We start from the raw sequence: 12,504 nt of genomic DNA, 5'->3' as shown, positions 1-12,504 counted from the left end.
CATGGACGGGCGGGTCGGGAGCGGCATGGCGGTCGGCGACATTCTGGATGGCCGTTACCGGCTGGTGCGCAAACTCGGTGAGGGCGGCATGGGCCAGGTGTGGCAGGCCCATGACGAGCGGCTGCGCCGCGATGTCGCCATCAAGACCGCCACCGACGGGGCGGACACCGCGCTGGTACGCCGGCTGGAGCGGGAGGCGATGGCCATCGCCCAGCTCGCCCACCCGCACATCGTCACTGTTCATGACATGTTCACCGGGGAGTTCGCGGGCGCCTCGGCCGTCGCCCTCGTCATGGAGCTGGTCCCCGGTGAGTCCCTGGACCGCCGGCTGGCCGCCGGCCGGCCGCCGCTGGCGCAGACCCTTCAGTGGGCCGCCCAGATCGCCGACGCGCTGTCCGCCGCCCACGCGCCGGGCGTCGGCATCGTGCACCGTGACCTCAAACCCGCCAATGTGATGATCACCCACAACCGGGTGAAGTTGCTCGACTTCGGCATCGCGCATCTCGCCGAGGGCATCGGTGAGGGCCGGCGCACCTCGCTGACCGCCACCGGCACCGCGATCGGCACCCCCGACTACATGGCCCCCGAGCAGTGCACCGGCGGCGCGATCACCCCCGCCACCGACCTGTACGCGCTGGGCTGCGTGCTGTTCGCCATGCTCACCGGGCGGACCGTCTTTCCACCCGGCGGCACCGTGATGCAGGTGATGTACCGGCAGGTCAACGAGGTGCCGCAGCGCCCCGGCGAGCTGTGTACGGAGCTGCCGCCCGCCGTCGACGAGCTGGTGCTCTCGCTGCTCGCCAAGCGCCCCGAGGAGCGGCCCGCCGATACGGCCGGGGTCCGGGACCGGCTGCTGGAGCTGGCCGGGGCCGGGGCCGGGCCGACGTCTCCACCGGCACCCGCACCGGCGCCGGCGGTCAAGCCGGACCCCCGGGTGAGCCCTCCGGTGGACACCGTGCGGCTCACTCCCCCCGCCGCCCCCGCCGCCCCGGTACCGGCGCCGACCCCGGCGCCGGAGCCGACCGTGGCCCCCGAGCCCACCGACCGCGTTCCCACCGGCTTCACCACAGCCGCCCCCTCGCTCCAGGACGCCCGCCCCGCCCCCGAACCCACCCCCGCCCGCCCCGCCGACGAGCTGCGGGCCCGTACCCAGGAGGCCCTGGCCGCCCAGCAGGTCGGCAACTCCGCCGCCGCCGGCGAGCTGTGGGCCGCCCTCATACCCCGGCTCGCCGCCTACTACGGCCCCGACGGCTGGCCCACCGAACGCGCCTGCGTCCAGCTCGGCCTGCTGCGCCACCCCCGTACCCCCGCCGTCGCCCAGGAACTGGAGCGCGCCCACGGCGCGCGCCGCACCCGCCGTGCCCGCAGGGCGCTGGCCGGCCGACCCGTCCCACTGGAGTAGCGACCCGGCCCCGTACCCTGGAACGGCTGTACCGTCCCGGCCCTGTGGAGATGACGATGTCTGCCAGTCCCGCGTTCCAATACACCGATCTCCTCCCGGTCGGCGCGGACGACACCCCGTACCGCCTGATCACCGCCGAGGGGGTCAGCACCTTCGAGGCCGGCGGGCGGGTCTTCCTCAAGGTGGAGCCGGAGGCGCTGCGCCGGCTCGCGGCCGAGGCGATGCACGACATCTCGCACTATCTGCGCCCCGAGCACCTGGCCCAGCTCCAGAAGATCCTGAACGACCCCGAGGCGTCCCCGAACGACCGGTTCGTGGCGCTCGACCTGCTGAAGAACGCCAACATCGCCGCCGCCGGCGTACTGCCCATGTGCCAGGACACCGGCACCGCGATCGTGATGGGGAAACGCGGCCAGCAGGTCCTCACCGCGGGCGAGGACGCCCGCGCGCTCTCCCAGGGCATCTTCGACGCGTACACCAAGCTGAATCTGCGCTACTCGCAGATGGCCCCGCTGACCATGTGGGACGAGAAGAACACCGGCTCCAACCTCCCCGCCCAGATCGAGCTGTACGCGGAGGACGGCGACGCGTACAAGTTCCTGTTCATGGCCAAGGGCGGCGGCTCGGCCAACAAGTCGTTCCTCTACCAGGAGACCAAGGCGGTGCTGAACGAGGCATCGATGATGAGGTTCCTGGAGGAGAAGATCCGCTCGCTGGGCACCGCCGCGTGCCCCCCGTACCACCTGGCGATCGTGGTCGGCGGCACCTCCGCCGAGTTCGCGCTGAAGACCGCCAAGTACGCCTCCGCGCACTACCTGGACGAACTGCCGGCCCAGGGCTCGCCCACCGGGCATGGCTTCCGCGACCGTGACCTGGAGGAGAAGGTCTTCGAGCTGACCCAGAAGATCGGCATCGGCGCGCAGTTCGGCGGCAAGTACTTCTGCCACGACGTGCGGGTCGTCCGGCTGCCGAGGCACGGCGCGTCCCTCCCGGTGGCCATCGCGGTGTCCTGCTCGGCGGACCGGCAGGCCAAGGCCAAGATCACCGCGCAGGGCGTCTTCCTCGAACAGCTGGAGACGGACCCGGCGCGCTTCCTCCCCGAGACCACGGACGAGCACCTCACCGAGGACGAGGTGGTACGGATCGATCTGACCCGGCCGATGGACGAGATCCGCGCCGAGCTGTCCCGGCACCCGGTGAAGACCCGGCTGTCGCTGACCGGGCCGCTGGTGGTGGCGCGGGACATCGCGCACGCCAAGATCAAGGAGCGGCTGGACGCGGGCGAGGAGATGCCGCGGTACCTGCGCGACCACGCCGTCTACTACGCGGGCCCGGCGAAGACCCCCGAGGGGTACGCGTCCGGTTCGTTCGGCCCGACCACCGCCGGGCGGATGGACTCCTATGTGGCGCAGTTCCAGGCGGCGGGCGGCAGCCACGTCATGCTGGCCAAGGGCAACCGCTCGGCCCAGGTGACCAAGGCGTGCGCGGCGCACGGCGGCTTCTACCTGGGCTCCATCGGCGGTCCGGCGGCGCGCCTGGCGCAGGACTGCATCAAGTCGGTGGAGGTCCTGGAGTACGCGGAGCTGGGCATGGAGGCCATCTGGAAGATCGAGGTGGAGGATTTCCCGGCGTTCATCGTGGTCGACGACAAGGGCAACGACTTCTTCACCGACCCGGCCCCCGACCAGCCGTTCATCACCAGCATCCCGGTGGGCGGCCCGCGCGGCTGAGGCGGCGCGCGCGCCCCGGGGCCCGCCCGGGGCGGTCGCGTTAGCTTGGGTGGTATGAGCGACTTCAGTGGTGAGTTCCGCGTCGAGCACGATTCGATGGGCGAGGTGCGGGTTCCGGCGGCGGCGAAGTGGCGGGCACAGACGCAGCGGGCGGTGGAGAATTTCCCGCTCTCCGGGCGCGGTCTGGAGCGCGGCCATATCGCCGCGCTGGCCCGGATCAAGGCCGCCGCCGCGACGGTGAATGTACGGCTGGGGGTGCTGGATCCGGACGTCGGCGCGGCGATTTCCGGCGCGGCGGACGAGGTGGTGGCCGGGAAGTGGGACGGGCATTTCCCGGTCGATGTGTTCCAGACCGGTTCCGGTACTTCGTCGAATATGAACATGAACGAGGTGCTTGCCACGCTCGCCTCGGAACGGCTCGGCCGGCCGGTGCATCCCAATGACGAGGTGAATGCCAGTCAGTCCTCGAATGATGTGTTCCCGTCCTCGATCCATATCGCCGCCACCGACGCGGTGTTGGGGGAGCTGATTCCGGCGCTGGAGGCGCTGGCCGGCGCGTTCGAGGACAAGGGTGCGGAATTCACCGGGGTGGTGAAATCGGGGCGCACGCATCTGATGGACGCCACCCCGGTCACCCTGGGCCAGGAGTTCGGCGGTTACGCGGCGCAACTCCGATATGGGGTGGAGCGGTTGCGGTCCGCGCTGCCGCGGCTGGCCGAATTGCCGCTGGGGGGTACGGCGGTCGGCACCGGGATCAACACCCCGGCCGGATTCCCGGCGGCCGTGATCGAGGAGGTGGCCCGTACCACCGGGCTGCCGCTGACCGAGGCACGGGACCACTTCGAGGCGCAGGGCGCCCGCGACGGCCTGGTGGAGACATCCGGCCAGCTCCGTACCATCGCGGTCTCGCTCACCAAGATCTGCAACGATCTGCGCTGGATGGGCTCCGGTCCGCGGGCCGGTCTCGCCGAAATCAACCTCCCTGACCTACAGCCGGGCTCGTCGATCATGCCGGGCAAGGTCAATCCGGTGGTGCCCGAGGCGGTGTTGATGGTGTGCGTCCAGGTCACCGGCAATGACGCCGCCGTGGCGGCGGCGGGCGCGGCCGGGAATTTCGAGCTGAATGTGATGCTGCCCGTGATGGCGAAGAATCTGCTGGAGTCCATCCGGCTGCTCGCCCGTGCTTCCGTCCTGCTGGCCACCCGCACGGTGGCCGGAATCACCGCCAACGCCGAACGCGCCCGCGAGTACGCCGAATCGTCCCCCTCGGTCGTCACCCCCCTCAACCGCTATCTCGGGTACGAGGAGGCGGCCCGGATCGCCAAGCGGGCGCTGGCCGAACGCAAGACCATCCGGGAAGCGGTCCTGGACGGCGGATATGTGGAACGCGGCGAGCTGACCCGCGCCCAGCTGGATGAGGCCCTGGATGTGCTGCGCATGACTCATCCTTGAGAGTGGCGCGTTGTCCCGGTCGCCCGGAATATCATGTGCCGATGACAGAACCAGGACACGCTTGGCGACCAGGGGAACACATTCTGTGGCGTTACCGGGCGAACGGGGCGCCGGGTATTCATATCTGCCGGCCCGTCACCGTGGTCCGGGATACGCCGGATCTGCTGGCCGTATGGGTGGCACCGGGCACCGAATGCGTACGCCCGGCGCTCGCCGACGGCTCCTCGATCCATGAGGAGCCGCTGGCCACCCGGTACACCAAGCCGCGCATCACGGTGCGCGACCGCTGGTCGGGCACCGGAGTGCTCAAGCTCGCCCGCCCGGGCGACCCCTGGTCGGTGTGGCTTTTCTGGGATCGGGGCTGGCGCTTCAAGAACTGGTACGTCAATCTTGAAGAGCCCCTGCGCCGTTGGTCGGGCGGGGTCGATTCACAGGATCACTTTCTCGATATCGCGGTCTATCCCGATCGCAGCTGGGAGTGGCGGGACGAGGACGAATTCGCCCAGGCGCAACAGGCCGGTCTGCTGGACGCCGGGCAGGCGGAGCGGATCCGGGTGGCCGGGCAGGCGGCGGCGCGCACGATCGGGGAATGGGGGCGGCCGTTCAGCGAGAACTGGCAGTCCTGGCGCCCCGACACCCACTGGCGGACGCCCGTGCTGCCCCGTGACTGGGACCGGACCGCCGTGCTCCCCGCCCCGTTGCGGAGCGCGCACTCGGTTCCGCATCATCCCAGAGCCTCTTGATGCACCCCCGGGCGGCAAACGTAGGATCGACCCCCACGACCGCACCACCGCACAACATCCCCACCTCGCACGCCAGTTCCTCGCCCGGATGGATGGACATCCCCTCGTGACGGACCCGACCTCACCCCAGCCAGTGGCTCGCACGGCGGACGTACCCTCTCACGCCGGCTCCACGGCCCTGCCGCACGCGCGCTCCGAGCCCGACCCGGCCGGGCATCCACCGGTGCAGCCCGACGACGCCCCCAGCGGTGGCGGCGGCTCGGGGTCCATCGACCGGTTGCGGTTCGTGGGGGTCGCCACCCGGCGCATCGCCCGGGGCGCCGACGCGGAAGAGATCATCCTGGGTCTGTGCCGGGCCACCGTGCCCACCTTCGCCGACGCCATCATGGTCTATCTGCTCAATCCGCTCCCGGTCGGCGACGAACAGCCCCAGAACCCCTGGGTGTTCGTGCTGCGCCGCACCGACCGCATCCCCGACACCCTGTCGTACGGCGATGTCACCGGCGGTCTCGCGGCCGGCGTCGGCACCGGCCCGGGAACGGGCGCCGCCGCCGTGCTGCCGCTGCTGTCCGGCGCCAACACCTCCGTCACGCTGCGCGGCAACGGCCCGCTCGCCGAGGTGCTGCGCGGGGTGCGCCCCGTCTTCACCGACTCCCAGGTGTCCCAGCAGGCGCTGTCCGAGCTGACCGGCGCGGAGACCCTGCCCGACGAGCGGCACGCCATCCTCGCCCCGCTGCGCGGCCAGCGCCGGGTGATCGGCGCCGCGGTGTTCCTGCGCCGCCCGGACAACGACCCGTTCGAGAAGGACGACCTCCAGGTCGCCCAGCAGCTGTCCACGCACTCCGCGCTCGGCGTGGACAAGGCCATCCTGCACGGCCGCGAGGCGTCCATCGCCGACGAGCTCCAGCGCACCATGCTGCCGGACGACCTGCCGGCGCCCACCGGCGTACGGCTGGCCAGCCGCTATCTGCCCGCCGGCAAGACCGCCCGGGTCGGCGGCGACTGGTACGACGCGATCCCGCTGCCCGGCAGCCGGGTGGCGCTGGTGGTCGGCGACGTGATGGGCCACTCCACCACCTCGGCCGCCATCATGGGCCAGCTGCGCACCACCGTGCAGACCCTCGCCGGGCTCGACCTGCCGCCGCAGGAGGTGCTGCACCACCTCGACGAGCAGGCCCAGCGGCTCGGCGACGACCGGATGGCGACCTGCCTGTACGCGGTGTACGACCCGGTCGCGCACCGCATCACCGCCGCCAACGCGGGCCACCCGCCGCCCGTCCTGCTGCACCGTGACGGCACCACCGAGGTCGTCAATCTGGAACCCAACGCCCCCATCGGGGTGGGCGGAGTGGACTTCCAGACCGTCGAGCTGCCCGCCCCGCCCGGCGCCACCCTGGTGCTGTACACCGACGGCCTGGTGGAATCCCGTACCCGCGACGTGTGGACCGGTGTCGAGGATCTACGCGAGAAGCTCACCGAGACCGCGGCGCTGACCAGGCCCGATCACGCCACGCCGCTGGAGCCGCTGTGCGACGCGATCCTGGACATCGTCGGCCCGGAGGACCGCGACGACGACATCGCGCTGCTGGCGGCCCGCTTCGAGGGCATCGCGCCCGGCAACGAGGCGTCGCTGGAGCTGGAGCCCCGCCCCGAGTCGGTACGGCACGCCCGCCGGCTGGTGCGCGAATCCCTCGCCGGCTGGGACCTGACCGATCTGGAGGACGCGGTCGAGCTGCTGGTGTCCGAGGTGGTCACCAACGCCGTACGGTACGCCGAACGCCCCGTGAGCGTACGGCTGCTGCGCACCGACGTGCTGCGCTGCGAGGTGGGTGACGATGTGCCGCAGCTGCCGAGGCTGCGGCAGGCGGGCCCGGCGGACGAGGGCGGGCGCGGCCTCTACCTGGTGCAGCGGCTGGCCCGCAAGTGGGGGGCGACGCGGCTGTCCACCGGGAAGCTGGTGTGGTTCGAGATGACGCTGCCCGGCCGGTCCGGGTGAGGGACCGGCCGGGCAGGCCGTGAGCGGGGAGGTCGCGTTCAGCCGAGCGCGGCCTCGGCGTCCAGCGTGGTGGCGACCGCCTGGACGACGGCGGCGATCTTGAACGCCTCCTGGACGGTCTCCCGGTCGACGCCCGCCTTGCGCAGCACCTGCTCGTGCGAGTCGAGGCACTGGCCGCAGCCGTTGATGGCGGAGACCGCGAGCGACCACAGCTCGAAGTCGGTCTTCTCGACACCCGGGTTGCCGATGACGTTCATCCGCAGCCCGGCGCGCAGGGTGCCGTACTCCGGGTCGCTCAGCAGGTGGCGGGTGCGGTAGAAGACATTGTTCATCGCCATGATGGCGGCGGCGGACTTGGCGGCGGTGTACGCCTCGTCCGACAGGTGCTTGCGGGCCTCCGGCTCCAGCTCGCGCAGCACGAGCGCCGAGCGGGAGGCGATGGCGCAGGCGAGCACGGTGCCCCACAGCTGCTGCTCGGGCAGCGGCGAGTTGCCTATCACCGAGCCGAGGTTGAGCTTGAGGTCCTTGGCGTACGCCGGGACGGACGCCTTCAGGTCATCGAGGGACATGGGGATGCCTCACGCGCCCGCGAGGAGGGCGACCGGGTCCAGGGTGTTCTCGCCCTTGGTCCAGTTGCAGGGGCACAGCTCGTCGGTCTGGAGCGCGTCGAGCACCCGCAGGACCTCCTTGGGGTTCCGGCCGACGGAACCGGCGGTCACCATGGTGAACTGGATCTCGTTGTTCGGGTCGACGATGAAGACGGCCCGCTGGGCGAAGCCGTCCTCGCCCTGCACGCCGGCGGCACGCATGAGCTCGTGCTTGGAGTCGGCGAGCATGGGGAACGGCAGGTCGCGCAGGTCGGCGTGGTCCTTGCGCCAGGCGTGGTGCACGAACTCGGAGTCACCGGAGACACCGAGGATCTGCGCGTCGCGGTCGGCGAACTCCTCCTCCAGCTGCCCGAAGGCGGCGATCTCGGTGGGACACACGAAGGTGAAGTCCTTGGGCCAGAAGAACACCACGCGCCACTTGCCCTCGTAGGTCTTGTGGTCGATCTGCGCGAACGCGTTCTCGGCGTCGAGGCTGACGCAGGCGGTGAGGTCGTACTCGGGGAACTTGTCGCCGACGGTGAGCAACTCGGTCTCCTTGTGCTGGTGCGGTGCTGAGCTGAGGGTGTGCCGCCGGTGGCCGCCCGGGGGGTTCCCCGGTGGTCCGGCGGGCACTACGCTGCCATATCGGCCATTGATCTCAGAAATAGCTAGACTCGTCATGATTAATCGGAGGTAGTTATCAGTGGCCGGTTCGACGGGGCTCGCGGGCATGGCGCGGCAGCCCACATTCGCGCAGCTGAGGGCGTTCGCGGCGGTGGCGGAACACCTGCATTTCCGGGAGGCCGCCGCCGCCATCGGGATGAGCCAGCCGGCGCTCTCCGGCGCCGTCGCCGCTCTGGAGGAGACCCTCGATATCACCCTGTTGGAGCGCACCACCCGCAAGGTGCTGCTCTCCCCGGCGGGTGAACGGCTCGCGGTGCGGGCCCGCTCCGTGCTGGAGACGGTACGCGAGCTGGTGGAGGAGGCGGAGGCCGCCCGGGCGCCGTTCACCGGGGCGCTGCGGCTGGGGGTGATCCCCACCTGCGCGCCGTACCTGCTGCCCACCGTGCTGCGGCTGATCCGCGAGGAGTTCCCGGCGCTGGAGCCACGGGTGCACGAGGAGCGCACCGCGGAGCTGCTCGCCGGGCTCACCGCCGGGCGGCTGGACGCGCTGCTGCTGGCCGTACCGCTGGGGCATCCGGGAGTCACCGAGCTGCCGCTGTACGACGAGGACTTCGCGCTCGTCCTGCCGCACGGCCATCCGCTGGCCGGTCGCCGCGACATCCCGCGGGCCGCGCTGCGCGATCTCGATCTGATCCTGCTGGACGAGGGGCACTGCCTGCGTGACCAGGCGCTGGAGATCTGCCAGGAGGCGGGGCGCGAGGCGGGGGCCGCCATGGCGGCCAGCGCGGCCGGGCTCTCCACGCTGGTGCAGCTGGTGGCGGGCGGCCTGGGGGTGACGCTGTTGCCGCGCACCGCGCTGAAGGTGGAGACGGCGCGCAGTGAGGAGCTGGCCACCGGATTCTTCGCCGATCCGGCGCCGACCCGGCGGATAGCGCTGGCGATGCGCACCGGGACGGCACGCGCCGCCGAATTCGAGACCCTGGCCCGCGCCCTGCGCCGCGCGCTGCGCCCACTACCCGTACGGATCAGCCGCCCGTAGCGACGCCTCACCCGGCTGATGGCCGGTCCGGCGCAACGCGCTGGACGCTTCGCGTCCGCCGGGCGGGATTGGGGTGGTGTGCGGGTTGCCCTGCGCTAACGGGCTGGGTCGGTGTCTTGCCCGGCAGTCCGCCGGGCAGGGGCCATGAGCTGGATGCTTCGTGCCCGCCGGGCGGGATTGGGGTGGTGTGTGGGATGCCCCACGGTCGGCGGGTGGGTTGGTGTCTTGCCGGGCAGTCGGCTGGGCTGTGGCAATGCGCTGGATGCTTCGCGTCCGCCGGGCGGTATCGGGGTGGTGTGCGGGTTGCCTCGCGCTAACGGGCTGGGTTGGTGTCTTGCCGGGCAGTCGGCTGGGCTGTGGCAATGCGCTGGATGCTTCGCGTCCGCCGGGCGGTATCGGGGTGGTGTGCGGGATGCCTCGCGCTAACGGGCTGGGTCGGTGTCTTGCCCGGCTGATGGCCGGGCCGGGCAATGCGCCGGATGTCCCGCGTTCGGCGGGTGGGTCGGTGTCTTGCCGGGCAGTCGGCTGGGCTGGGGCAATGCGCTGGATGCTTCGCGTCCGCCGGGCGGGATCGGGGTGGTGTGCGGGATGTCCCGCGCCCGCCGGTGGGTTGGTGTCCTGCCCGGCAGTCGGCCGGGCTGGGGCCGGGGTGTCGGACCGCCTCGCGTCCGCCGGCGCCGTTGGCCGCCGATGGACCGGCGCTGCACCCGGCTCCCGGCCGGGCCGGCGCCGCGCGCCGGAGGTCTCGCGGTTGGCGGGGCTATGAGCCGGTCGCCCCCCGGTCGCCCGGGCCGTCCGCCGACGGCCCCTGGCTCTGCCGGGGAGGCCGGCCGCGCCGTGGGTGCGGCCGGGCGTTGCCCGGCAGCCGGCCGGCGTCCCGCAGGGCCTGCCGCAGCAGGTAGTCGATCTGCGCGTTGGTGCTGCGCAACTCGTCCGCCGCCCAGCGCGCGAGCGCGTCGTGGACGGCCGGATCGAGCCGCAGCAGCACCTGCTTGCGGGCGGCCCGTGCCGGGCGCTCGGCGCGCCCGGCGGGCTCGGCGGGCTCGGCGGGCTCGGCGGGCTCGGCGGGCTCCGTCACTGGTAGAGGGACCCGGTGTTCAGTACGGGCTGCGGCGTCTGGTTGCCGCACAGCACGACCAGCAGATTGGAGACCATGGCGGCCTTGCGCTCCTCGTCCAGTTCGACGATGTCCAGCTCGGTGATCCGGGCGAGCGCCGTCTCCACCATGCCGCAGGCGCCGTCCACGATGGTCTGCCGGGCCGCGACCACCGCGCCGGCCTGCTGGCGCTGAAGCATCGCGGAGGCGATCTCGGGGGCGTATGCGAGGTGGGTGAAGCGGGCCTCGATGATCCGTACCCCGGCGGCCTGCACCCGGGCGGTCAGCTCCACGGCCAGCTTCTCGGTGATCTCCTCGGCGTCCCCGCGCAGCGACAGTTCGTCCTCGCCGTGCGCGTCGTAGGGGTACTCGATGGCGATGTGGCGCAGCGCGGATTCGGTCTGGGTGGACACGAACTCCACGAAGTCGTCCACCTCGAAGCTGGCCTGCGCGGTGTCCTCGACCTTCCAGACGATGACCCCGGCCAGCTCGATCGGGTTGCCGTGCGCGTCGTTGACCTTCAGGACGGCGGTCTCGTGGTTGCGGACCCGGGTGGAGATCTTGGTGCGGGTGGTCAGCGGGTTGACCCAGCGCAGCCCGTCCTTGCGGATGGTGCCGGAGTAGCGGCCGAAGAACTGCACGACCCGCGCCTCGCCGGGGGCGACCATGTTGAGCCCGCTCATCATGAAGATGGAGACGAGGAAGAGCACGATGCCCGCGATGATGAGCAGGGCGCCGAGGCCGGGGGAGTCGTTGTTGGCCAGCGCGACGCCCGCGATGCCGATGGCGATGCTCAGCACGGTGCCCAGGAAGGTGAGCAGCAGGGCGAGTCCGCCGGGGATGCTGTGGGCGGGGGTCTCGGTGACCCGGGGTTCGGGCATCTGGGGTGTGTCGACGGTGAGTTCGCTGCCGGTGCTCATGGTGTCCCCGTTCGGTGTGCGTGGTGGCCCGTCCGACCGCCACGCACATTATCAATGTGATAGCTCTTTACGACAAGGGGGTGGTCGCGATGTATCGCGAATCGGTAGCCTGAGGGGGTGACTGCCGAAAAGCCCCCCGCCGTGCCGCTGGCCAAGCCGGCCGCACCGGCCCCCGTACCGCACCTCGCGCCGGACCCCGTACGCGCCTCCGACGCGGACCGGGACCGGATCGCGGACATCCTGCGCGAGGCGCTGGCCGAGGGCCGGCTGGACGCGGAGGAGCACTCCGAGCGCGTCGAGTCCGTCTACCGGGCCAAGACCCTGGGCGAACTGGAGCCGCTCATCCGCGATCTGCCCGCCGGGCAGCGCCCGGTGGCGCCGCCGCCCATGCCGCCCGGGCCCGCGCCCGCGCCGTCGCACCAGCCCCCGCCCGCGCCGGCCGGCCCGCGCAACGTGGTCGCCGTCTTCAGCGCCGCCAACCGCACCGGCCGCTGGCGCATCGGGCTGCGCACGGTGGCCTCCGCCGTCTTCGGCAGTGTCGAACTCGACCTCACCGAGGCGATCTTCGAGCAGCAGTACGTGACCATCGACGCCACCGCCGTCTTCGGCAGTGTGGAGATCAAGGTCCCGGAGAACGTCACCGTGCGCACCGGCGGCACCGGAGTGCTGGGCAGCTTCGAGGTCGTCGAAATGATCGCGGGTGACCCGGCGGCGCCGGTGATCATGATCAAGGGGGCGGCGGTCTTCGGCTCCGTCGAGGCCCGCCCGGTGCCGGGGAAGGCAGTACGGAATCTCCGTAATGCCTGATATGCACGGCGGATGAGACGGCGGCGGCTGCTCGTGTGGTCGCTCCGTGCATAAGCCCGCGTACAGCGGGTAGGGCTCGGGGGACCGTCACTCGTATGGCCGCGCGAG

11 protein-coding genes are annotated in these 12,504 nt (G+C 71.7%); 7 read left to right on the top strand and 4 right to left on the bottom strand.

What is annotated here, in order from left to right; translation table 11 throughout:
- Window positions 1-25: 25 nt before the first annotated feature.
- From AC5WRL_RS11780 to AC5WRL_RS11760, 5 genes are all read left to right on the top strand, one after another.
- Window positions 26-1,402 carry a serine/threonine-protein kinase gene (locus AC5WRL_RS11780; RefSeq protein ID WP_496088363.1) on the top strand — a complete coding sequence of 459 codons (1,377 nt, stop codon included), beginning with the start codon at window positions 26-28 and terminating at the stop codon, window positions 1,400-1,402.
- 50 nt (window positions 1,403-1,452) lie between these two features.
- The gene (locus AC5WRL_RS11775; protein WP_496088362.1) at window positions 1,453-3,132 is read left to right on the top strand and encodes a fumarate hydratase; all 1,680 of its coding nucleotides are present in this window, start codon (window positions 1,453-1,455) and stop codon (window positions 3,130-3,132) included.
- Between the two features lie 54 nt (window positions 3,133-3,186).
- Window positions 3,187-4,584, top strand: coding sequence for a class II fumarate hydratase (locus AC5WRL_RS11770; protein WP_496088361.1), 1,398 nt, complete (start codon window positions 3,187-3,189; stop codon window positions 4,582-4,584).
- A gap of 41 nt (window positions 4,585-4,625) precedes the next feature.
- A complete protein-coding gene (gene fomD, locus AC5WRL_RS11765) occupies window positions 4,626-5,327 on the top strand; it encodes a cytidylyl-2-hydroxypropylphosphonate hydrolase (RefSeq protein WP_496088360.1) in 702 nt (233 codons plus the stop codon).
- A 106-nt stretch (window positions 5,328-5,433) separates the two neighbouring features.
- Complete coding sequence (locus AC5WRL_RS11760; protein WP_496088359.1) at window positions 5,434-7,323, top strand: ATP-binding SpoIIE family protein phosphatase; 1,890 nt, start codon at window positions 5,434-5,436, stop codon at window positions 7,321-7,323.
- A 38-nt stretch (window positions 7,324-7,361) separates the two neighbouring features.
- Here the strand turns inward: AC5WRL_RS11760 and AC5WRL_RS11755 are convergent, their stop codons facing one another.
- Window positions 7,362-7,892 carry an alkyl hydroperoxide reductase gene (locus AC5WRL_RS11755; RefSeq protein ID WP_496088358.1) on the bottom strand — a complete coding sequence of 177 codons (531 nt, stop codon included), beginning with the start codon at window positions 7,890-7,892 and terminating at the stop codon, window positions 7,362-7,364.
- 9 nt (window positions 7,893-7,901) lie between these two features.
- A complete protein-coding gene (locus tag AC5WRL_RS11750) occupies window positions 7,902-8,456 on the bottom strand; it encodes a peroxiredoxin (RefSeq protein WP_496088461.1) in 555 nt (184 codons plus the stop codon).
- Between the two features lie 184 nt (window positions 8,457-8,640).
- Here AC5WRL_RS11750 and AC5WRL_RS11745 point away from each other — a divergent pair, with 184 nt between their 5' ends.
- Complete coding sequence (locus AC5WRL_RS11745; RefSeq protein ID WP_496088460.1) at window positions 8,641-9,573, top strand: hydrogen peroxide-inducible genes activator; 933 nt, start codon at window positions 8,641-8,643, stop codon at window positions 9,571-9,573.
- A gap of 760 nt (window positions 9,574-10,333) precedes the next feature.
- Here the strand turns inward: AC5WRL_RS11745 and AC5WRL_RS11740 are convergent.
- Window positions 10,334-10,651: a type II toxin-antitoxin system antitoxin gene (locus AC5WRL_RS11740; RefSeq protein WP_496088357.1), complete on the bottom strand. Its 318-nt coding sequence runs from the start codon at window positions 10,649-10,651 to the stop codon at window positions 10,334-10,336.
- A complete protein-coding gene (locus tag AC5WRL_RS11735; protein WP_496088356.1) occupies window positions 10,648-11,589 on the bottom strand; it encodes an SPFH domain-containing protein in 942 nt (313 codons plus the stop codon). Before AC5WRL_RS11735 ends, AC5WRL_RS11740 begins: the two co-directional genes overlap by 4 nt.
- Before the next feature lie 117 nt (window positions 11,590-11,706).
- On the opposite strand from AC5WRL_RS11735, the gene AC5WRL_RS11730 reads away from it, so the two are divergent.
- Complete coding sequence (locus AC5WRL_RS11730) at window positions 11,707-12,396, top strand: DUF1707 SHOCT-like domain-containing protein (RefSeq protein ID WP_496088355.1); 690 nt, start codon at window positions 11,707-11,709, stop codon at window positions 12,394-12,396.
- The last annotated feature ends 108 nt before the right edge of the window (window positions 12,397-12,504 follow it).

This window comes from Streptomyces sp. NTD107 (assembly GCF_059510435.1).
This window is presented reverse-complemented; position numbering and strand designations above follow the sequence as displayed.